This is a genomic window from Actinomadura vinacea, from assembly GCF_039532545.1.
GTDB lineage: Bacteria > Actinomycetota > Actinomycetes > Streptosporangiales > Streptosporangiaceae > Spirillospora > Spirillospora vinacea.
On the sequence record NZ_BAAARW010000038.1, the window covers coordinates 76,540 to 98,123 of the forward strand.

The window sequence follows — 21,584 nt, forward strand, 5'->3', positions numbered from 1 at the left end:
GATGAGCGGAGAGCAGAGCGTGGAGGTCGTCCCGGAGGTCGACGTGGACGTGCCCACGGCGGCCGACATGCGCCGGCTGGGGCTGCGGCTGGCCGGCCTGCTGCGGGCCGGCGACCTGCTCGTCCTCACCGGTGCCCTGGGGGCGGGCAAGACCACGATGGCGCAGGGCATCGGCGAGGGGCTGAAGGTGCGCGGGCCGATCACCTCGCCCACCTTCGTCATCGCCCGGGTGCATCCCGCGCTGGCCGGCGGGCCGGCGCTGGTGCACGTGGACGCCTACCGGCTGGGCGGCTTCGCGGAACTGGACGATCTCGACCTGGACGCCTCGGCGGAGGAGTCGGTGACGATCGTGGAATGGGGCGAGGGGCTCGCCGAGGGCCTTGCCGACGCCCGGCTGGAAGTGATCATTTCTCGTTCCGAGGGCCCGTCGGAGCGCCGCGCCGTAAAGATCGTCGGGGTGGGCGCGCGGTGGGCCGGGTTGGCCGCGCTACTCACTTGACGCGAGAATCTCCCGTGTTTTCCGTTCACAGCGAGCAGTCACTTCACGGCGAGATGTCATAGTCTTTGCCGAAAGAACCTCACCTTCACGACATATCAGCTTTCCCTCGGGAGGGTTCCGGTGAGTGGTGACCATCGCGGCGGGGGCACCGACGGCGGCTGGGGCATGGCGAGCGGCGGTTACGGATACGGAACGCCCGACGCCGGAGAGTACGACCCGCGCAGCGGCGAGCACCGCACGGTGAGCGGCGGCTCCTACGGCTCCCCCAGCGCCGACTACGGCTCGCGCAGCGGCGAGCACCGGCGCGAACAGCAGCCGCCCGGCCAAAGGTCCCCGGGCAGCGGCGGCTACCGCGCCGGCAGCGGCAGCCACCGCATCGTCCGCGACCGCAGAACCGGCCGGCGGCGCCTCGCCATGGTCCTCGCCGGCGTGGTCGCCGGCGTCGGCGCCTGCGTCCTGGCCGCCTTCATCATCCTCGGCGAGGTCGGCGCGGGCGACGACCGGGACGCCGGCCAGGTCGTGGGCAGCGGCGCGACGGAGAACGCCCCGATGGCCAAGGCCGAACGCTCCCTGGTGCCCGACGCCTGCGAGCTGCTCGACAAGAAGATCGCCGACCGGCTCGCGCCCAACGCCGACCGCACCCAGGCCGACAACTACCAGAGCAGCGACCGGCAGAACCAGTGCGTCTGGGGCGCCTACACCGGAGACCGCAAACGGCAGCTCACCGTCGAACTGCGCGCCCTCGAAGGGGCACAGGGCCAGACCCCCACCGACACCGCCCGCGGCACCTTCGAGACCGAGCGCAAGGCCGACGAATCCGGCAAGGCCCTCCTGGCCGGGCAGCGGCTCACCGACAAGGCCCCGCTGGAAGGCGTCGGCAACGACGGCTACGTCGTCTACAGCGTGGACGAGGGCCAGGGCTCCGGCGAGGCGATCGCCAACGTCCGCGTGCTGAACGTCCTGGTGACCATCCACTACTCCGGCGGCAACGACGGCAAGCCGCTCGGCGCCGACGGCACCATGAACGGCGCCACCGAGGCCGCCAAGAGCGTCGTCGAAGCCCTCAACGCCACCTGACGGGCTCGCACGCAGTAACCTTTCAACCCGTGCTGGTCTTGGCTTTTGACACCGCGACGGCCGCGATCACCGTCGCGCTGTACGAGTGGTCCCCAGGTGAGCGTGTGCGCCGCCGCGGCTCGGTGGAGAACATCGACCGGCGCAGACACACCGAGCTGCTCACCCCCTCCATCGCCGAGGTGATGGCCGAGGCCGGCGCCGCGCCCGGCGACCTCAGCGCCATCGCCGTGGGCGTCGGCCCCGGCCCCTACACCGGCCTGCGCGTCGGACTCGTCACCGCCCGGGCCATGGGGGAGGCGCTGCGGATCCCCGTCCACGGCGTCTGCACGCTCGACGTGATCGCCTGGGCGTCGCGGCGCACCGAGCCCTTCGCCGTCGCCACCGACGCCCGCCGCAAAGAGGTCTACTGGGCCCGCTACGAAACGGCCCGCCAACGATCCGACGGCCCCTCCGTCACCCCGCCCGCCGAGGTCCCCGACGACCTCCCCGTCATCGGCGAGGGCGTCGCGCTCTACCCCGACGTCCTCGGCCGTCCCGACCACGAGCCCGAACCGCTGCTCCCCTCCGCCGGCGCCCTCGCCGAACTCGTCGTCGCCCGCCTCTCCGGCGCCCCCGGCCCCGAACTACTGCCGCCCGAACCCCTCTACCTGCGCCGTCCCGACGCCAGAGAGCCCGGCCCGCGCAAGAAGGTGACCCCGCGATGAGCGCGGTCCTCCGGCCGATGACCGCCGACGACCTGCCCGCCGTCCTCCAACTGGAGCGGACCCTCTTCCCCGAGGACGCCTGGACGGAGGAGATGCTCCTTGGCGAACTGTCCGACCAGCCCCGCACCCGCCACTACGTCGTCGCCGAAGACCCCGGCGGCGGCCTCGTCGGCTACGCCGGCCTCGCCGCCGCGGGCGGGCAGGCCGACGTGCAGACCATCGGCGTCCAGCCCCACCGGCAGGGCACCGGCGTCGGCGCCGCCCTGCTCACCGAACTCCTCGACGAGGCCGGACGGCGCGGCAGCCACGAGGTCTTCCTGGAAGTCCGCGCCGACAACGACCGCGCCCGCCACCTCTACGAACGCTTCGGCTTCGAACGGGTAGGCATCCGAAAGCGCTACTACCAGCCGTCCGGCGTCGACGCCATCGTGATGCGCCGCAAGCGGGAGGAATCATGATCAGAGACTCCGAACCCCTCGTCCTGGGGATCGAGACCTCCTGCGACGAGACCGGCGTCGGCATCGTCCGCGGCCACACCCTGCTCGCCGACGCCATCGCCTCCAGCGTCGACGAACACGCCAGGTTCGGCGGCGTCGTCCCCGAGGTCGCCTCCCGCGCCCACCTGGAGGCCATGACGCCCACCGTCGAACGCGCCCTCGCCGACGCCGGCGCCGCGTTCGGCGACATCGACGCCTTCGCCGTCACCGCCGGCCCCGGCCTCCCCGGCGCCCTCATGGTCGGCGTCGCCGCCGCCAAGGCCTACGCGCTCTCCCTCGGCAAACCGCTGTACGGCGTCAACCACCTCGCCGCCCACGTCGCCGTCGACCAGCTCGAACACGGCCCGCTGCCCAAACCCTGCGTCGCCATGCTCGTCTCCGGCGGGCACTCCTCGCTGCTGCTCGTCCCCGACATCACCGGCGACGTCCGCTCCCTGGGCACCACCGTCGACGACGCCGCCGGCGAGGCCTTCGACAAGGTCGCCCGCGTCCTCGACCTCGGCTTCCCCGGCGGCCCCGTCATCGACCGCCGCGCCCGCGACGGCGACCCCGCCGCCATCGGCTTCCCTCGCGGCAAGTTCGACGACGGCACCTACGACTTCTCCTTCTCCGGCCTCAAGACCGCCGTCGCCCGCTGGGTCGAGGCCAAGGAACGCGCCGGCGAACCCGTCCCCGTAGCCGACGTCGCCGCCTCCTTCCAGGAAGCCGTCGTCGACGTCCTCACCCACAAGGCCATCAAGGTCTGCCACGCCAACGGCGTCAAAGACCTCCTGATCGGCGGCGGCGTAGCCGCCAACTCCCGCCTGCGCGCCCTGGCCAAGGAACGCTGCGACGCCGCAGGCATACGCCTTCGCGTCCCCCGCCCCAAGCTCTGCACCGACAACGGCGCCATGATCGCCGCCCTGGGCTCCGAACTCCTAGCCGCAGGCAGACCACCCTCAGAGCTGGACCTACCAGCAGACTCAAGCCTGCCGCTGTAATTCTGGGAGCGCCCCCCAGACCCCACCCCGGGACGCGCACCTCCTACGCTCGCTGGCGCTCGCTCCGGAGGCACCCGCCCCTTGGCAGGGGGCTCCGCCCCCCGCACCCCCCGGCTGAGGGCTCCGCCCCCTTGCACCCATTACTGACGGGCTGGGGTGGCCGTCAGCGGTCGTGTCCGCCGTTACGGATCTCGACAGGAAAACCGCAGGACCGTCCCCTACCGTTGGGGGCGGTCCTTGCTGATGGGGGAAGAGGGATCGGATGGCCGTCGAACGCATCCATTGGGAAGACCTACCGGCGCGGGCACGGTGGGAGGTGGAGACCAAGACCGGCACCGTGTACTCGACCGAAACGGTCTCCGAGGGCCTGAACTCGGCAATCGCCGCGATCTTGACCACCGAGACCGGACGCGTCTTCGTCAAGGGACTCCACCGTGACTATCCCCGCCGGTGGACACAAGACCGAGAAGCCGCGATCAACTCTGCGATCAGCCACCTGTCACCCCGCCTGCTGTGGCGGGTCGAGGACGAATGGGACCTGTTGGGGTTCGAGGTCGTCGACGGACGTCACGCCGACTACACGCCCGGATCGGCCGACCTGCCGCTCTTGGTCTCGACCATGGCCGACCTGGGCAAGGTCCCGTGTCCAGACCTTCCTGTGAAGCTCGCCGAGCAGCGATGGGAGTCCTATGTCTCCGATCCCGCGTACGTCCGGCTCTTCGAAGGCGATCGACTGCTCCACACCGACTACAACCCCGTGAACGTCTTGATCAGCGACGGCCGCGCGTTGCTGATCGACTGGGCGTGGCCGACCAGGGGCGCCGGCTGGATCGATCCCGCGTGCCTGATCATCCGTTTGATCGCCGGCGGGCATACCGCCGCCCAAGCCGAGGTTGTCGTGCACGCACACGCCTTCCGCGGGCTGCGCGCATCCACTCCTATGGAGGTCCCGAGGTCATCCGCCACGAGGAGGTGCCGCTGCCGTCGCCCGGCCCCGGCGAGGTGCTTATCCGCGTCGCCGCGACCTCGTTCAACCCGTCGGAGGTGGGGGTGCGTCTGGGGCTGCTGCAGGATGTGCTGCCGGTAACGTTGCCGTGCACCCTGGGTGTGGACGTTTCCGGCACGATCGTGTCCCTCGGCCCTGGGGTGACCGGGAGGGCCGTGGGCGACCGAGTGGTCGGCCGTCTGGACGGAGGCAGCGGGGCCACCGCCGAATACGCGACCGCCCCGGTGGACGTCCTGGTCGCGGCTCCGCGCACCATCCCGCTCGCCGATGCCGCGGCGCTCCCCGTCGCCGGGCTGACCGCCTGGCAGGCGGTGTTCGAGCACGCGGAGGTGACCGAAGGCCGGCGCGTGCTGGTCAACGGGGCCGGCGGAGGGGTCGGCGGATTCGCCGTCCAGCTGGCCAAACGCGCGGGCGCCACCGTGATCGCCACAGCAGGCCCTCGCAGCGCCGCCGCGGTCCGCGCCTCCGGCGCCGACCAGATCGTCGACTACACCGCCGAGCCCCTGCCGGGCGGGGTGGACATCGTGCTCAACCTCGTCCCTCTCGCCGCGGATGCCGCTGCCGGACTGGTGTCACTCCTGCGGCCGGGCGGTACGGCGGTGTCCGTCACCACGCCGCTACCCGGCGGCGCGCATTTCGTGGCCAGCAACGACCCCTCCCAGCTCGCGCGGCTCGTCTCCCTGGTCGACGCCGGCGACCTGACCGTCGACATCGCCGAATCCCACCCGCTGACAGAACTAGCCTCGATCCACCGCAGAAGTGAGAACGGCCAGACCCGAGGAAAGATCACCCTTACGCCCTGAAGGGGGACAGCAGCCCCTCCACCATTACAAGAGAGCGGCCAGGTAGTCCTCCAATAGGGGGACGGTGGGCTCGTCTAGGGTGCGGGTGCCGTTTTCTGGGAGCAGGTCCAGGACGCAGCGGACGTCCCAGTACGGGTCGTGTGGGTAGCCGCCGGAGACCTGGTCGAAGGCTGAGGTGAAGCGTTCGGCGGCGGCGGGGCCGTAGCGCAGTGCCACGTTCAGGCGCATGTGTGCGATGTCTACGGCGATCGGGCCGTAGGAGGCGTCGGACCAGTCGACGACGCCGGTCAGCCTGCCGTACGACCACAGGGTGTTGTCGGGGTGGTAGTCGCGGTGGATGAACCGGGACGGCGCGTCCGGCCAGGGGCCTGCGGCTACCTCGAAGGCCCGTTCCCACAGTTCGGGGCGTAGGGCGTGCCTCGGGGCGGCGCGCTGGTCCAGGTGGTTGTACGGCACGTACGGCGGCATCGTGGACGCGCCGCCCAGGGCGTGCACCGACAGCAGCGCGGCGGCCAGCTGGATGAGGTATTCGGGCAGGTCGTCCGGGGCGGGGCGGGGTGGGTGGCCGACCAGGCGGGTGATCAGGAGTGCGGGTGCGTCGCAGTAGGCTCCGGCGGGGTCGGCGGCGACCAGCGACGGTGTGGGGAGCTGGCAGCCCGCCAGCAGTGCCAGCGCCGCGATCTCGCGTTCGGGGGAGAAGTCGGCCTGGCGGGGCGCGGCGGCCGCCCAGCGGCGCAGGACGAGCCGGTGCGCGGAACCGGAGCGGCTCTCCACCAGCAGGGCGTGGTTGGCGTGCGCCGAACCGCCGGCGAGCGGGCGGACCATCCGCACCTCGGCGCCCTGGCCGAGGCAGTCCTCCACCCAGCGCAGGGTGGCGCGGCTGGGCGGGGAGCCGGTCTGGAGGCAGGGAGCCGATGCGTGGGTCACGAGTTCCATGAAAACGGATGCCGGTGGGTATTGGCAGTGATTTTGCGAAGACGGAACGTAACAAAGTGCACGTCACAATGTGCGGGCCGGCCGGTGCCCCGGCCGGCCCCGGGGTGCGTCAGTCCTTGCCGTCGCGGCGGGGACGGAGCAGGGCCTCGGCCAGGGCGAGCATGGTCTCCTCCAGCGTGGAAAGGCGCTTGAGGACGTCCTCGTGGACGGTGGTGACCTGCTTGGTCACCGCCTCCTGCACGGTCTCGGCGCGGCGGCCCACCTCGTCCTGGACGACGCCTACCCTGCGGTTGACGTCGTCGTGGATGACGCCGACCTGCTTGACGACGCCGGCCTCGATGTCGTCGATCCGCCGGGAGACGTCGTCGGCCTGCCGGGTGAACTCCTCGTGCGCGGTCTTGGCGAGCTGCTCCATGGTGGCCTCGATCTCGGCGCGGTCCGGGCGGGCGCGCAGCTCGTCGATCAGCGGGTCCACGGCGTCGGCCAGCCGCTTCTCCAGGGCGTCGAAGCGGTGGCCCTGGTCGTACACGGGGCGCTGCACCAGCTCGGTGATCATGGTGTGCAGCGAGTCCAGCCGGCCGTCCAGCTTGCCCGACAAGCCCTCGAGGCGGCCGTCGAGCCCGTCCAGGCGGCCGCCGACGCCCTCCACCCGGCCGTTGACGGCCTCCAGGCCCTGCTCCACCCGCTCGGCCATCTCGCCCAGCGACTGGTCGACCCGGGTGGTGACGCCGTTGATCGAGTGCTCCAGCAGCTCGGCCCGGTGTCCCATCTCGGCCAGCGACTTGTCGAGCCGGTTGAAGCGGACCGAGGCGGCCTCCATGCTGCCCTGGAGGCGGTCCAGCCGCTTGGCCACCTCGTCCAGGCGGCGATCCGCGCGCTGCGCCGCGTCGGTGACCTCCCGGGAGGTGTCGATCATGGTCTGGATGCGGGTGAGGCCCTCGTCGACGTTCTCCGCCACCACCCCGACGTCGGCCCACAGCGCCGGCAGTTCGGAGACCGGCTTGACCCGCTCACCGACCGACTCGATGTGCTCGGCCAGCCCTTCGGCCCACTCAGGGGGTCGGCCGAACAGCTCCTCGACCTGGCCGCGGACGCCGTCAAGCTGTCCGGTGAGGCCGCCCAGGCCGCCTTCCCGCACCTCGCGGAGCAGCCACTCCATGCCTTCCAGCCGCTGGCGTATCTCGTCCAGGATCTGGCCCTGGGAGCGCTGCTCGTAGACGTGGTCCTGCGCCGCCCGGGCGAGCAGCTCCCTCATCCGATCCGAAACCGGCTGACCTCCCGTCTGCAGGAAGTTGTGATTCGTTTCCACAGCTGCTCCTTCGTGTGCCGGCGCGGATAAATGGCGCACGGCAATGAAATCCTGAGCCGCCAACTGTAGTGCGTTCGGCGGGTCCGGATAACGGGGGACGTGGACATTGCGAGTTCTGTGTCCGACCCTTGTCATCGGGGTTTGGACGATTCTCCCCAGTCGGATATTGTCCAAATCCTCGGGAAAATCAGGAGAAGGGGGTGAACGGGGCGCCGATGTGGCCACGGATAAGGGCCCCGCGCGGGCCGGGACGGCTCGTCCGGAGCCCGGAAGGCCCGGCAATGCGATCTTCTATTCGGTCGTTCCGGCGGTTGTTTCCGGCCCGGCCGGGCAATACCGCGAAGTGCTGATGATTTGCTCAGCTGTGGTATGGCGCTTGGCGTTCTTCTCCGGACGAAGATCTTCGGTGCGGAATTGTGATCGACAGCGCGCCGGACTGGCCTTCAGCGCACCGGTGTCGCCAGTAGCGCGATCGGATCGCGGCCGACCCGGGTCAGCACGAGGGTGAGCTCGCCGCCCTCCTTCCGGCGGCCGAAGCCCAGGTCGCGCCGGAGCCGGTCGATGTCGACGGCCGAGCCGCGCTTCTTGATCGTGAGGATGCCGGTGCCGCGCCGCCGCAGCTCGGCGCGCAGCCGCTTCACCGAGAAGGGCAGCACGTCCTCGATCTCGTAGCCGGCGGCGAACGGGGTCGCGGCCCGCGTGTCGGAGGTGATGTAGGCGATCCGGGGGTCGGCGAGCCAGCCGCCGACCTCGCCGGCCGCCTCGGCGACCAGGTGGGCGCGGATGACCGCGCCGTCGGGCTCGTACAGGAAGCGCCCCCAGGGGCGGACGGGCGGCTCGGCCGGTTCGGGCGCCGGGGTCAGCGTGATCGTTTCGCCCGCGGAGGTGAGGAGGGTGGCGCGGCGCCGGGCGTCCCCGGCCAGCCCGCCCAGCCAGAGCGCGGCCTCCTTCACCTCGCCCGCCACCGAGATCCACTCGGCCTCCACCGGGACGCCGGCGAGGGGCGCGCCGGTGCCGCCGTCCCAGACGGCCTCGTACGGGATGCCGGGCGCCACCTTGACGCAGGCCGCCGGGGCGCGGGCGGCCAGGTCCATCACCCGGTCCAGGGGCGGCTCGTACGAGCGGGGGTCGAAGACGCGGCCCCGGACGGTGCGGCGGCCGGGATCGGCGAAGACCGCCCCGTACCCGGCGGGGTCGGCGTCGAGCGCGTCGCCCCGCCGCACAGTTGCCTTCCCGGCCAGGCCGAGCGCCGCCAGGTTGGCCCGCGCCACCTCGGCGGTCAGCGGGTCCAGCTCGACGCCCTCGCCGGGGACGCCCGCCCGCGCCCGGGCGATCAGGTCGGCGCCGATGCCGCAGCCGAGGTCGAGGACCGGATGAACATCGGACGAAGATCCGGCGAAGCGGCGGGCCCGGTGGGCCGCGACGACGGCCCGGGTGGCCTGCTCCAGCCCGGCCTGGGTGAAGTACATGCGGTCGGCGTCCGCGCCGAACTTGGCGCGGGCGCGCGCCCGCAGCCGCGCCTGCGTCAGCGCGGCGGGCACCAGGCCGGCCGGATGCTCCTCGCGCAGCCGCGTGGCGGTGGCCAGCAGGCCGCTCTCGGACAGGTCCGAGCGGGCGGCCGCGCCGAGCACGGCCTGGCCCGCGGGAGTCAGCAGGTCAATGAACGCCTGGAGGTCCATAGGCTGGACGTTAGCGGTGGCCCGGGGTGTCCGTGTTGACGGGCAACGGGTCACGGAATAGTCTCCATGACTGGCACTCTCGATGTGAGAGTGCCAACCACAGCGACAAGGTCGGTCTGGCACCCGCGACGACAGGCCGGTCCAGGGTCGCCTCTTCTGTCACATGTGCCGGTCGGCCCACCATGGCCGGCCGAGGACCAATCGAAGGGGAGGTCAGATCGTGACGACCGCCACCAAGGTTGTTCTCAAGCCGCTCGAGGACCGCATCGTCGTCCAGCCGCTTGAGGCCGAGACCACCACCGCGTCGGGCCTGGTCATTCCCGACACGGCCAAGGAGAAGCCCCAGGAGGGGACCGTCCTGGCCGTGGGCCCGGGTCGCGTCGACGACAAGGGCGACCGTGTGCCGCTCGACGTGAGCGTGGGCGACGTGGTGCTCTACAGCAAGTACGGCGGCACCGAGGTCAAGTACAACAACGAGGAGTACCTCGTCCTCTCGGCCCGCGACGTGCTCGCGGTCATCGAGAAGTAATCACCGCGAACGTGATGCACCGCCCCGGTCCGGCCCGCTAGCAGGGGCAAGGCCGGGGCGGCTCGCGTCCGGTGCCGTACGTATAGGGAGTGGAGTTTCCCGCATGGCGAAGATCCTGGAGTTCGACGAGGACGCGCGCCGGGCGCTTGAGCGCGGCGTCAACGCTCTCGCTGACGCCGTCAAGGTGACGATCGGCCCGCGCGGCCGCAACGTCGTCATCGACAAGAAGTTCGGCGCGCCGACGATCACCAACGACGGCGTGACCATCGCCCGCGAGGTGGAGCTGGAGGACCCCTACGAGAACCTGGGGGCCCAGCTCGCCAAGGAAGTGGCGACCAAGACCAACGACATCGCCGGTGACGGCACCACCACCGCCACCGTGCTGGCCCAGGCGATGGTCCGCGAGGGCCTGCGCAACGTGGCCGCCGGCGCCTCGCCGCTGTCCCTCAAGCGGGGCATCGACGCGGCCGCGCAGTACGTGTCCGACCAGCTCCTGAAGTCGGCCCGCGAGGTCGGCGAGAAGGGCGAGATCGCGCACGTCGCGACGATCTCCGCGCAGGACGCCCAGATCGGCGACCTGATCGCGGAGGCGTTCGACAAGGTCGGCAAGGACGGCGTGATCACCGTCGAGGAGGCCCACACCTTCGGCCTGGAGCTGGAGTTCACCGAGGGCCTGCAGTTCGACAAGGGCTACCTGTCGCCGCACATGGTCACCGACCCCGAGCGCATGGAGGCCGTCCTGGAGGACGCCTACGTGCTGATCGTGGACGGCAAGATCTCCAACGTGCAGGAGTTCCTGCCGCTGGCCGAGAAGGTCGCCCAGACCAAGAAGCCGCTGCTGGTGGTGGCCGAGGACGTCGAGGGCGAGGCGCTGGCGCTGCTGGTGGCCAACAAGATCCGCGGCACCTTCACCTCGGTCGCGGTCAAGGCCCCCGGCTTCGGCGACCGCCGCAAGGCGATGCTGGGCGACATGGCCACCCTGACCGGCGGCCAGGTCGTCAGCGAGGCCATCGGGCTCAAGCTCGACGGCATCGGCCTGGAGGAGCTCGGCCGGGCCCGCCGGATCACCGTCACCAAGGACGCCACCACGCTCGTGGACGGCGCCGGTGACCAGAAGGAGATCGCGGCCCGGGTCGGCCAGATCAAGGTCGAGATCGAGAACAGCGACTCCGACTGGGACCGCGAGAAGCTGCAGGAGCGGCTGGCCAAGCTGGCCGGCGGCGTCTGCGTGCTGCGGGTCGGCGCGGCCACCGAGGTCGAGCTGAAGGAGAAGAAGCACCGCCTGGAGGACGCCATCTCGGCGACCCGCGCGGCGATCGAGGAGGGCATCGTCTCCGGCGGCGGCAGCGCGCTGGTGCACGTGGCCGGCGGGAACTTCGACGCCCTCGGGCTGTCGGGCGACGAGGCCACCGGTGCCGAGGCGGTCCGCCGCGCGCTGGTGGAGCCGCTCCGCTGGATCTCCGAGAACGCCGGCCAGGAGGGCTACGTGGTGGTCTCCAAGGTCCGCGAGCTCGACGCCGGGCACGGCTACAACGCCGCCACCGGCGAGTACGGCGACCTGATCGCGCAGGGCGTCATCGACCCGGTGAAGGTGACCCGCAGCGCGGTCACCAACGCCGCCTCGATCGCGGGCATGCTGCTCTCGACCGAGGCCCTGGTGGTCGAGAAGCCGGAGGAGGCCGAGGAGCCCGCCGGCGGTCACGGCCACGGTCACGGCCACGGCCACTGACCGAGCAGCCGACCGAGCCGCGGCGCGCGCCGCGCGCGACGATCGTGCGGGGGAGGCCCCGGTCCGTGCGTTCCAGTGCGGACCGGGGCCTTCCTTTCGGCTGCGGGCAACACGGAAAGTAACGAATCGGTCTTTCTGGGCTACGAATCTCGCACGGTGTGGAGTCGTCCGACCGCGATGCGTAGTATCTGGGCTTCCGTCCCCACACTGTGACCATTCCGTTGTCTTCGACAGTGGAGACACGCCCGAGTGCGCTGGGCATCATGCTCAACGTGACCGAGGGATTCTTCGTAGGGACCACGACCGCGCACGCTGTCGAGCCCTCGGAGGGTCCGGCCCCTCCGACGCTGCGCGACACCGCCCGCGGGACGCGGGCGGCGCGCCCGGCCAGAGCCGACGAAGGCGACCTCAAGGAGCTCACGACACTCGCCGTCCAGGGCGATCCCGGCGCCATCGAGGTGCTGATCGCGCATGTCCGGCCGATGGTCGTCCGGTACTGCCGGGCCCGGCTCGGCCGGGTGTCTGGGCAGTACCACATCGCCGACGACGTGGCGCAGGAGGTCTGCATCGCGGTGCTGTCGGCGCTGCCCCGCTACCGCGACATGGGACGGCCGTTCGCCTCCTTCGTCTTCGGCATCGCCGCGCACAAGATCGCCGACGCGCTGCGCAGCGCGGTCCGGGCGGCCGTCCCGACCGAGGATCTCCCCGACGGGCCGGACGACCGGCCCGGCCCGGAGGAGACCGTGGTGCGCTACATCGAGGCGCAGCGCGCCCGGGACCTGCTGACCCGGCTGCCCGAGAACCAGCGCGAGCTGGTGCTGCTGAGGGTGGTCGCGGGTCTCTCCGCCGAGGAGACCGGTAATGTACTGGGCATGTCCGCGGGAGCGGTGCGCGTCGCGCAGCACCGGGCGCTGGCCCGCCTCCGGGCGATGGCCAGAGAGGAGTCGATCGCTTGACGGAACGGAGCCAGGGCGCCCCGGATCCGGACGAGTCGGTCAGACCCCCCGCACCTCCGACCCACGGTGCCCCCTTTTCCCAGGCCGCGGCCCCGGCCCCCGGTGTCTCCATGATGACCGGCGCGGTGCCGCCCACGGCCGATCTCGGTGCGGTCCGCCGCACCGACGCCATCATCGACGCGCTGGGCGGACGGCGCGCGGGCGAGCCCGACGATCCCGCCGTGCGGCTGCTGCGGGCCCTGATCAGCGACGTGGACGAGCAGGCGCCCGCGCACCAGGCGCAGCCGCCGTCGGCCGACGGCCAGGGCGCCGAGGGGGACCGCCCCAAGCCGCCCTCCGGCCCGCGCCGCCGCGGCCCCCGGACGATCGTCGCCCTCGGCGTGGCCGGGGCGGTGCTGGCCAGCACCGGGGTCGCGGCGGCGGGCGGCGGGGCGGTCGAGCACTCCGCGCTGGGGCCGGGTTCGGTCGGCAGCGCCAAGGACGCCGGCAAGGAGGCCGGCAAGGACGCCGCCAAGAGCGGTCCCGAGGCCGCCGAGGCCGAGAGGCCGGCCAGGCCCGCGCCGCTCGTCCCGGTGACCGTCGCCGGGCCGGTGCCGCGCGTCCCCGCGCAGGCCGGCGGGGACGAGGAGCGGCGGCGCCGTGCCGCGGCCGTCCGGGCGAAGGAGCGGACCAAGGACCTGCCCACCCTTGCCCCCGTCCCGCGCCCGCGCGCGACCGGAACGGCCGGAACGGGCGGCTGGCAGGGACCGGACGGCACGCAGGGACCGGACGGCCGGCAGCCTCCTGCCGGCGTGCCGGAGCAGGAGCCCTCGGCCGACGCCACGGAAGGCCCGGACCGGACGCAGCAGCGCCTGGACGAGATGCGCGAGCACTTCCGGCGGATGGGCTTCGATCTCGACGGCCGCGGCTGAGACCGGCCCCCGGGCACCCGGCGCCAGGGGGCTCAGGGCGTGTCGCGGCCTTCCTCGCTGTCGATCACACCGTCGACGTAGCCGCGGGCGTACTCCCAGCTGACGTAGTCGACGGGATCGGGGGACAGCGCGGGCTCGTGCACCCGCGGCAGGCCCTGGTCGAGCAGGTGACGCAGGTTGCCGTGCAGGAGGTCCCAGTCGATGTAGTGCGGCTTGCCGCAGTCGCCGCAGTCGACCGTGAGGCCGCGCACGCCCAGCGGTTCCAGCAGGGCGCGAAAGACCTCCAGATCGGCGAGGTCGGCCAGCACGTCCTCGCGCTCGGCCACGCTGAGCGGAGCGACCTCCTCGCCCGGGTCGCCTAGCGAGGCGGCCGGGTCTTCCGGGTCGCCGGCGAATGGGTCGAGCGGGGCATCGTCGTGCACCCCTCCACGCTACTGCCACGCCCCCCGTCCGGTGCACCCCCCGATTTCATCTGGACGCGAAACGTCCTCTTGCCGACCGGCGTCCCGGAGCGCCGACACGCCGGGACGGCCGGGCGTGGCGCGCTCCGCCGGGAGGCCCCGCGGCCCCGGAGTCCGGCGGGGAATGGTTCGGCAGGCTCCGGGAATGCCGGGGTAAAGAAGCGCGTTGCGGGATGTCACCAAGACCACGCACCGCGGACCGCGAAGCGCGGTACGGGCGGCGGGCCAGGTCCTACCATGGAACAAGGCCGTCGTGACCTGGCCGTACACCCGCACACCGAACGCCGGCGACGCTGATGCCGATGCCGGCAGGGGAAGGTAGTCATGAATCCCGCCGCCGAGCCCGCCAGGATCATCCCGCAGGGCCTGACCTTCGACGACGTGCTGCTGCTTCCGGGCTATTCGGACCTGCAGCCGGGCGAGGCCGACACCACCACCCGGCTGACCCGCGAGATCAACCTGCGCATCCCGCTGGTGTCGGCGGCCATGGACACCGTCACCGAGGCCCGTACCGCGGTCGCGATGGCCCGCCAGGGCGGCATCGGCGTGCTGCACCGCAACCTGCCGGTGGAGGAGCAGGCCGCCGAGGCCGACCGGGTGAAGCGCTCCGAGGCCGGGATGATCACCAATCCGGTGACCTGCCTGCCCGACGCGACGCTGGCCGACGTCGAGGAGCTGTGCGCCCGCTACCGGATCTCCGGCGTGCCGGTCACCGACGTCCGCGGCGTGCTGGTCGGCATCGTCACCAACCGCGACATGCGGTTCGAGTCGGATCTGTCCCGCCCGGTGCGCGAGGTCATGACCCCGATGCCGCTGGTCACCGCCCCGGTGGAGGTCGCCCGCGAGGACGCCTTCGCGCTGCTGGCCGGCAACAAGATCGAGAAGCTGCCGCTGGTGGACGGCGAGGGCCGGCTGCGCGGGCTGATCACGGTCAAGGACTTCACCAAGAGCGAGCAGTACCCCGCCTCCACCAAGGACGCCGACGGCCGGCTGCTGGTGGCCGCGGCGGTGGGCGTCGGCGGGGACGCGATCGACCGCGCCCGGGCGCTGATCGAGGCGGGCACCGACGTGATCATGGTCGATACCGCGCACGGCCATTCCAAGGGCGTCGCCGACACCATCGCCGCGATCAAGGCCGGCTCGGGGGTTCAGGTGGTCGGCGGCAACGTGGCCACCTACGCGGGCGCCAAGGCGCTGGCCGAGGCGGGCGCGGACGCCGTCAAGGTCGGGGTCGGCCCCGGCTCGATCTGCACCACCCGGGTGGTCGCGGGCGTCGGCGTGCCGCAGATCACCGCGATCTCCGAGGCGGCCCGGGCCGCCCGGGAGGCGGGCATCCCGGTGATCGGCGACGGCGGCCTGCAGTACTCGGGCGACATCGCCAAGGCCATCGTCGCCGGCGCCGACACGGTGATGCTGGGCAGCCTGCTGGCCGGGATCGAGGAGTCGCCCGGCGAGCTGATCTTTGTCCACGGCAAGCAGTACAAGTCGTACCGGGGGATGGGCTCGCTGGGCGCGATGCGCAACCGCGAGCGCGGCGGCTCGTTCTCCAAGGACCGGTACGCGCAGGCCGACGTGTCCAGCGAGGAGAAGCTGATCCCCGAGGGCGTGGAGGGCCAGGTGCCCTACCGGGGCCCGCTGGCGAACGTGGCGCACCAGCTGGTCGGCGGCCTGCACCAGTCGATGTGGTACGCGGGCACCCGCACCGTCCCCGAGCTCCAGGAGCGCGGCCAGCTGGTGCAGATCACCGCGGCCGGCCTGAAGGAGAGCCACCCGCACGACATCCAGATGACCGTCGAGGCGCCGAACTACCAGGGCCGCTGAGCGCGCCGATCCGCTCCCGGCCCCGGTTCAGGGGCGGCCGGGCGGACGGGATGGCCTGCGGGGATGGGTAAACTCACCGGGGCTTGTTCTCCGCTGATGGGAACATTCCCGCACGTTCAGGTCGGGCCGGGAAAGAGGAAGCGCAGTGGCTGCTGAGGTTGAGATCGGCCGGGGGAAGAGCGGGCGCCGGGCCTACGCCTTCGACGAGATCGGGATCGTCCCGTCGCGCCGCACCCGCGACCCCGAGGAGGTCAGCGTCGCCTGGCAGATCGACGCCTACCGGTTCGAGATGCCGCTGGTCGTGGCGCCGATGGACAGCGTGGTCAGCCCGGAGATGGCGATCGCCGTCGGGCGGCTGGGCGGGCTGGCGGTGCTCGACCTGGAAGGGCTGTGGACCCGCTACGACAACCCCGACTCGCTGCTGGCCGAGATCGCCGCGCTGGACGACGTCCGCGCCACCCGCCGGCTCCAGGAGATCTACGCCCAGCCGATCAGGGAGGAGCTGATCGGGCGGCGGATCGAGGAGATCCGGGCGGCCGGGGTGACGGTCGCGGCCCGGCTGTCGCCGCAGCGCACCGCGCAGTTCCACAAGGCCGTGATCGACGCCGGGGTGGACCTGTTCGTGATCCGCGGCACCACGGTGTCGGCCGAGCACGTCTCCGGCCGGGCCGAGCCGCTCAACCTCAAGCAGTTCATCTACGACCTGGACGTGCCGGTGATCGTCGGGGGCTGCTCGACGTACACCGCGGCGCTGCACCTGATGCGGACCGGCGCGGCCGGGGTGCTGGTCGGGTTCGGCGGCGGGTCCGGGCACACCACCCGCACCGTGCTGGGCGTGGCGGTGCCGATGGCCACCGCGGTCGCCGACGTGGCGGCGGCGCGCCGCGACTACCTGGACGAGTCCGGCGGCCGGTACGTGCACGTGATCGCCGACGGCGGGATGACCAACAGCGGCGACATCGCCAAGGCGTTCGCCTGCGGGTCCGACGCGGTGATGGTCGGCTCGGTGTTCGCCCGTACCGCCGAGGCGCCCGGCCGCGGCTACCACTGGGGCAGCGAGGCGCACCACGGCGACGTGCCCCGCGGCACCCGGATCGACCTGGGCACCATCGGCACCATGGAGCAGATCCTCTACGGCCCCTCGCACGTGGCGGACGGCTCGATGAACCTCATCGGCGCGCTCCGCCGGGCGATGGCCACATCCGGGTACACCGAGCTCAAGGAGTTCCAGCGGGTGCAGGTCGTCGTCGCGCCGACCGTCCACTGATCCCTGCCCGGGCCCGCGGATTGTGGGGCGTCTCACCGCCTTTCCGTCGTGATCAAGGTGGAATGGGGCGATATCGGGGTGGCGGCATCCCTACTGTTGGGTAGGTACCTTTCGGACACCCACACCGCACAGGGGGAATCGCGATGACGGGATCACCGGTGACCGGACTGGGCAGCTCGCGCCTGGGGCCGGCCGAGCGTGCGGGCGCCCTCGACCAGATGGCCCGCGAGGAGTTCGACGTCGTCGTGGTCGGGGCGGGGATCGTCGGCGCGGGCGCCGCGCTGGACGCCGCCACCCGCGGCCTGTCGGTGGCGGTCGTGGAGGCCCGCGACTTCGCCTCCGGGACGTCCTCGCGGTCCTCCAAGCTGATCCACGGCGGGTTGCGGTACCTGGAGCAGTACAACTTCGACCTGGTGCGGGAGGCGCTGACCGAGCGGGCGCTGCTGCTGCAGATCGCGCCCCACTTGGTCAAGCCCGTGTCGTTCCTGCTGCCGACGACCCACCGGGTGTGGGAGCGCGCCTACTTCGGCGCCGGGGTCGCCCTGTACGACGCGCTGGCCTTGCGGATGGGCAGCTCGCGCGGTGTCCCGCCGCACCGGCATCTGACCCGCCGCGGCGCGCTGAAGCTGGCCCCCTCGCTGCGCAAGGACTCCTTCATCGGGGCCATCCAGTACTGGGACGCCCAGGTCGACGACGCCCGCTACGTGATGACGGTGCTGCGCACGGCCGCCGAATACGGGGCCCGCATCGCGTCCCGCACCCAGTGCGTGGGGTTCCTGCGGGAGGGCGAGCGGGTCACCGGGGTGCGGATCCGCGACCTGGAGGCCGGGACGACCGCCGAGGTGCGCGCCAAGCAGGTCGTCAACGCCACGGGCGTGTGGACGGACGACATCCAGGAGCTGGTGGGCGGACGCGGGCAGATCCACGTCCGGGCGTCCAAGGGCATCCACCTGGTGGTGCCCAAGGACCGCATCCACTCCTCGACGGGCATCATCCTGCGCACCGAGAAGTCGGTGCTGTTCGTCATCCCGTGGGGGCGGCACTGGATCATCGGCACCACCGACACGGCCTGGGACCTGGACAAGGCGCACCCGGCCGCGTCCCGCGCCGACATCGAGTACGTGCTGGAGCACGTCAACGCGGTGCTCAACACCCCGCTCACGCACGACGACGTCGAGGGCGTGTACGCGGGCCTGCGTCCGCTGCTGATGGGGGAGACCGAGGAGACCTCGCAGCTGTCCCGCGAGCACGTGGTGGCGCATCCCGTCCCGGGCCTGGTGCTGGTCGCGGGCGGGAAGTACACCACCTACCGGGTGATGGCCAAGGACGCGATCGACGCGGTCGCGCACGGCCTGGACGGCAAGGTCGCCGAGTCGTGCACCCACGACATCGCGCTGGTCGGCGGCGAGGGCTTCCGGGCGATGTGGAACTCGCGGTACCGGCTGGCGTCGGTGTCGGGGCTGCACGTGGCGCGGATCGAGCACCTGCTGTCGCGGTACGGGGTCCTGGTGGACGACCTGCTGGAGCTGATCGCCGAGCAGCCCGACCTGGGCAAGCCGCTGTCCGGAGCCGACGACTACCTGCGCGCCGAGGTCGTGTACGCGGCCTCGCACGAGGGCGCGCGGCACATCAACGACGTGCTGGCCCGCCGCACCCGGATCTCGATCGAGACCTGGGACCGCGGGCTCGGGGTCGTCCAGGAGGCGGCCGACCTGCTGGCACCGGTGCTCGGCTGGTCGAAGAAGCAGCGCGACCGGGAGATCGAGTACTACCGGAAGCGCGTCGAGGCCGAGCGCGACTCGCAGAGCCAGGACGGCGACCAGGAGGCCGACGCGCGGCGCCGCGGGGCGCCTGACATCGTCCCCATGAGCGCGCCGTCCGGCGCCACCCCGTAGAGCGGGGCGGGGCGGCGGCTCAGGCGAGGGCTTTGCCGAGGACGAGGCGCATGCCGTGCGAGTACAGTTCGGCGGGCACCCGGTCGGGGTCGACCAGGTGCTGCATGGCCAGGCCGAAGTCGAGCGCCAGGGCCAGCGCGGCCCGGTCGGGGGCGGCGATGCCGTCCACCTCGTGCAGGTGCTCGGCCAGGCCGGCGCGGCGTTCGGCGTACCAGCCGGAGATCCGCGCGCCGGCGGCGTCGTCGCGCATGCCGTACAGCCAGAACTCGACGAGCAGCAGCGCGAGCAGCCGGGCGCCCTCACCGGAGATGCGGTGCGCGTAGGCGTGCCCGGCGCGCTCGAACCGATCCTCGGGGGAGCCGCCGGACTCGCCGAGTTCGGCGTAGGTCTCGGTGCCGAGCCCGGCGCTCGTCCAGCGTTCGAGCAGCGCCAGCAGCAGGTCGGTCTTGCCGGTGAAGTTGGAGTAAACGGCGCCCTTGGTCAGCCCCGCCGCGGAGGCGATGTCGTCCAGCGAGGCGCCGTGGATGCCGTGTTCGGCCCAGAGTTGCTGGGCGGCGCCGAGCAGGGCCGTCCTGGTGCGCTCGCGGCGTTCTTGCCGGCCCGTGCCGCTGCCCGTGCTGCCGCTGGTGTTCCTCTTGCCGCCCTCGTCCGGGTCGGCGCCCCTGTACTGGGCGTCGATCATGGAATCGCCTTTCTCGCACGGGGACGGCCGGGCCGGGGCGGGGCGGCGGCGGACACCCCGGACCGGCCGATCCCACACCGCTCGGTCCATTCGCGTTTCCGTTCACCTTCCGGAATACACCGGAAGGGGGCGGTCGGTCCGCGAGTTGTGGAAATCCGCCCGGTGCCGCGTCCTCGGAAAAGGTTGTTGACCTGCGAATATTACTTGCGGGTAGCCAGATATGGCCGCGGGTCTTAGTCTGCTCGCATGGCATCCCCGACCGTTCCCGCCCCAGGCGCGGCGGCGCATCGGCTCCCCCTCCCCCTGATCGAGCGGCTGACGTCCCACATCGTCGCGGGCGGCGCCCCGGGCGGCCCGGAATCCGCCACCATCCCCACCCCGTTCACCGGCGAGGACCTCGCCACCGTCCCGCTGTCCGGCGCCGACGACGTGCGGCGCGCCCACGAACGCGCCCGGGAGGCCCAGCGCGCCTGGGCGAGGCTCCCGGCGAGCGAGCGCGCCAAGCCCTTCCTGCGCCTGTCCGACGCCCTCGTCGACCGGCGCGACGAGATCCTGGACATCATCCAGATCGAGACCGGCAAGGCCCGCCGGCACGCGCTGGAGGAGTTCCTCGACGTCGCGCTTTGCTCGCTGTACTACGCGCGCCGCGCCCCCGGCCTGCTCAAGCCCAAGCGGCGGCAGGGCATGGCGCCGGGCCTCACCCGCGTCCAGGAACTGCGCCACCCGAAGGGCGTCGTCGCCCTGATCGCGCCCTGGAACTACCCGTTCGCGCTCGGCGCGAGCGACATCGCCCCCGCGCTGATGGCCGGGAACGCCGTGATCCACAAGCCGGACACCCAGACCTGCCTGTCCAGCCTGTGGGTGCTGGACCTGCTGGTCTCGCTCGGGCTGCCGCGCCACCTATGGCAGATCGTGGTCGGCGAGCCCGCCGAGATCGGCGACCCGCTGATCGAGCAGGCCGACTACGTCTCGTTCACCGGTTCCACCCGCGGCGGCCGCGCCATCGCCGAGAAGGTCGCGCCCCGCCTGGTGGGCTACTCGCTGGAACTGGGCGGCAAGAACCCGATGATCGTGCTGGACGACGCCGACGTCGAGCGCACCGCCCGCGGCGCGCTGCGCGCCTGCTTCACCAACGCCGGCCAGTTGTGCATCTCCATCGAGCGGATGTACGTGCACGCCGACGTCTACGACCGGTTCGTGCCGCGCTTCGCCGAGCTGGCGCGGAACATGCGGCTCGGCGCCGACCTCGACTTCGCCGTCGAGATGGGCTCGCTGACCTACCCGCGCCAGCTGGAGGCGGTCACCAGGCACGTCGACCAGGCCGTCGCGGCGGGCGCGACCGTGCTGGCCGGCGGCAAGGCCCGGCCCGACCTCGGCCCGCTGTTCTACGAGCCGACCGTCCTCACCGACGTGACCGGCGACATGGACCTGTGCGCGAACGAGACGTTCGGCCCCGTCGTCGCGATCTACAAGGTCGCCGGCGAGGAGGAGGCCGTCGAGCGCGCCAACGACACCGAGTACGGCCTCAACGCGTCCGTCTGGACCAGGAACGCCGCGCGCGGCCGCCGGGTCGCCGCCCGGATCAAGGCGGGGACGGTCAACGTCAACGACGGCTTCGGTGCCGCGTTCGCCTCCTACGACGCGCCCATGGGCGGGATGAAGCAGTCCGGGGTGGGCCGCCGGCACGGCGCGGAGGGGCTGTTGCGGTTCACCGAGCCGCAGACCATCGCCAGCCAGCACCTCGCCGACCTGGAACCGCCCGGCTCGCTGTCGTACGCGAGGTTCGCCGACTTCATGACCGCCGGCATCAAGACCATGAAGCGGCTGCGCCTCAAATAGCGGC

Annotated in this window: 20 protein-coding genes; 15 read left to right on the forward strand and 5 right to left on the reverse strand. The window is 72.1% G+C overall.

Going from position 1 to position 21,584, the window contains the following annotated elements; translation table 11 throughout:
- Position 1: 1 nt before the first annotated feature.
- The 7 genes from tsaE (at position 2) to ABD340_RS40180 (ending at position 5,566) form a co-directional block, all read left to right on the forward strand.
- Positions 2–499 carry a tRNA (adenosine(37)-N6)-threonylcarbamoyltransferase complex ATPase subunit type 1 TsaE gene (tsaE, locus tag ABD340_RS40150; RefSeq protein ID WP_344596467.1) on the forward strand — a complete coding sequence of 166 codons (498 nt, stop codon included), beginning with the start codon at positions 2–4 and terminating at the stop codon, positions 497–499.
- Positions 500–619: 120 nt separating this feature from the next.
- Positions 620–1,576, forward strand: a complete 957-nt coding sequence (locus ABD340_RS40155; protein ID WP_344596469.1) for a hypothetical protein — start codon at positions 620–622, stop codon at positions 1,574–1,576.
- 29 nt (positions 1,577–1,605) lie between these two features.
- Entirely contained in the window at positions 1,606–2,280 is a 675-nt protein-coding gene (gene tsaB, locus ABD340_RS40160) for a tRNA (adenosine(37)-N6)-threonylcarbamoyltransferase complex dimerization subunit type 1 TsaB (protein WP_344596470.1), read from the forward strand.
- Positions 2,277–2,738, forward strand: coding sequence for a ribosomal protein S18-alanine N-acetyltransferase (gene rimI / locus ABD340_RS40165; protein ID WP_344596472.1), 462 nt, complete (start codon positions 2,277–2,279; stop codon positions 2,736–2,738). The genes tsaB and rimI overlap by 4 nt, the downstream gene beginning before the upstream one ends.
- A complete protein-coding gene (gene tsaD / locus ABD340_RS40170; RefSeq protein WP_344596473.1) occupies positions 2,735–3,757 on the forward strand; it encodes a tRNA (adenosine(37)-N6)-threonylcarbamoyltransferase complex transferase subunit TsaD in 1,023 nt (340 codons plus the stop codon). The genes rimI and tsaD overlap by 4 nt, the downstream gene beginning before the upstream one ends.
- 262 nt (positions 3,758–4,019) lie before the next feature.
- Entirely contained in the window at positions 4,020–4,844 is an 825-nt protein-coding gene (locus ABD340_RS40175) for a hypothetical protein (protein WP_344596474.1), read from the forward strand.
- The gene (locus ABD340_RS40180) at positions 4,808–5,566 is read left to right on the forward strand and encodes an NADP-dependent oxidoreductase (protein WP_344596788.1); all 759 of its coding nucleotides are present in this window, start codon (positions 4,808–4,810) and stop codon (positions 5,564–5,566) included. The genes ABD340_RS40175 and ABD340_RS40180 overlap by 37 nt, the downstream gene beginning before the upstream one ends.
- 24 nt (positions 5,567–5,590) lie before the next feature.
- On the opposite strand, the gene ABD340_RS40185 is transcribed toward ABD340_RS40180, so the two are convergent.
- The 3 genes from ABD340_RS40185 to ABD340_RS40195 all read right to left on the reverse strand — a co-directional run bounded on the left by ABD340_RS40185 (position 5,591) and on the right by ABD340_RS40195 (position 9,490).
- Entirely contained in the window at positions 5,591–6,493 is a 903-nt protein-coding gene (locus tag ABD340_RS40185) for a phosphotransferase family protein (RefSeq protein WP_344596475.1), read from the reverse strand.
- Between the two features lie 118 nt (positions 6,494–6,611).
- On the reverse strand, positions 6,612–7,811 hold the full coding sequence (locus ABD340_RS40190) for a coiled-coil domain-containing protein (RefSeq protein ID WP_344596477.1): 1,200 nt from the start codon (positions 7,809–7,811) through the stop codon (positions 6,612–6,614).
- Between the two features lie 443 nt (positions 7,812–8,254).
- Positions 8,255–9,490, reverse strand: coding sequence for a class I SAM-dependent methyltransferase (locus ABD340_RS40195; protein WP_344596478.1), 1,236 nt, complete (start codon positions 9,488–9,490; stop codon positions 8,255–8,257).
- A gap of 220 nt (positions 9,491–9,710) precedes the next feature.
- On the opposite strand from ABD340_RS40195, the gene groES reads away from it, so the two are divergent.
- The 4 genes from groES to ABD340_RS40215 all read left to right on the forward strand — a co-directional run bounded on the left by groES (position 9,711) and on the right by ABD340_RS40215 (position 13,615).
- Positions 9,711–10,019: a co-chaperone GroES gene (gene groES / locus ABD340_RS40200; RefSeq protein ID WP_425547516.1), complete on the forward strand. Its 309-nt coding sequence runs from the start codon at positions 9,711–9,713 to the stop codon at positions 10,017–10,019.
- Between the two features lie 103 nt (positions 10,020–10,122).
- Positions 10,123–11,748: a chaperonin GroEL gene (gene groL / locus ABD340_RS40205; RefSeq protein WP_344596479.1), complete on the forward strand. Its 1,626-nt coding sequence runs from the start codon at positions 10,123–10,125 to the stop codon at positions 11,746–11,748.
- A gap of 347 nt (positions 11,749–12,095) precedes the next feature.
- Entirely contained in the window at positions 12,096–12,704 is a 609-nt protein-coding gene (locus tag ABD340_RS40210) for a sigma-70 family RNA polymerase sigma factor (RefSeq protein WP_344596792.1), read from the forward strand.
- 110 nt (positions 12,705–12,814) lie between these two features.
- On the forward strand, positions 12,815–13,615 hold the full coding sequence (locus tag ABD340_RS40215) for a hypothetical protein (RefSeq protein WP_344596480.1): 801 nt from the start codon (positions 12,815–12,817) through the stop codon (positions 13,613–13,615).
- A 32-nt stretch (positions 13,616–13,647) separates the two neighbouring features.
- Here ABD340_RS40215 and ABD340_RS40220 read toward each other — a convergent pair whose 3' ends face one another.
- The gene (locus ABD340_RS40220; protein ID WP_344596481.1) at positions 13,648–14,037 is read right to left on the reverse strand and encodes a DUF5319 domain-containing protein; all 390 of its coding nucleotides are present in this window, start codon (positions 14,035–14,037) and stop codon (positions 13,648–13,650) included.
- Between the two features lie 363 nt (positions 14,038–14,400).
- Between ABD340_RS40220 and guaB the strand changes: the two genes are divergently transcribed.
- The 3 genes from guaB to glpD all read left to right on the forward strand — a co-directional run bounded on the left by guaB (position 14,401) and on the right by glpD (position 19,059).
- On the forward strand, positions 14,401–15,897 hold the full coding sequence (guaB, locus tag ABD340_RS40225) for an IMP dehydrogenase (protein WP_344596483.1): 1,497 nt from the start codon (positions 14,401–14,403) through the stop codon (positions 15,895–15,897).
- Between the two features lie 145 nt (positions 15,898–16,042).
- Positions 16,043–17,164, forward strand: coding sequence for a GuaB3 family IMP dehydrogenase-related protein (locus tag ABD340_RS40230; RefSeq protein WP_344596485.1), 1,122 nt, complete (start codon positions 16,043–16,045; stop codon positions 17,162–17,164).
- A 143-nt stretch (positions 17,165–17,307) separates the two neighbouring features.
- A complete protein-coding gene (gene glpD, locus ABD340_RS40235; protein ID WP_344596487.1) occupies positions 17,308–19,059 on the forward strand; it encodes a glycerol-3-phosphate dehydrogenase in 1,752 nt (583 codons plus the stop codon).
- A 19-nt stretch (positions 19,060–19,078) separates the two neighbouring features.
- On the opposite strand, the gene ABD340_RS40240 is transcribed toward glpD, so the two are convergent.
- On the reverse strand, positions 19,079–19,741 hold the full coding sequence (locus ABD340_RS40240; protein WP_344596489.1) for a TetR/AcrR family transcriptional regulator: 663 nt from the start codon (positions 19,739–19,741) through the stop codon (positions 19,079–19,081).
- Between the two features lie 246 nt (positions 19,742–19,987).
- On the opposite strand from ABD340_RS40240, the gene ABD340_RS40245 reads away from it, so the two are divergent.
- On the forward strand, positions 19,988–21,580 hold the full coding sequence (locus ABD340_RS40245; protein ID WP_344596491.1) for a succinic semialdehyde dehydrogenase: 1,593 nt from the start codon (positions 19,988–19,990) through the stop codon (positions 21,578–21,580).
- Positions 21,581–21,584: the final 4 nt, after the last annotated feature.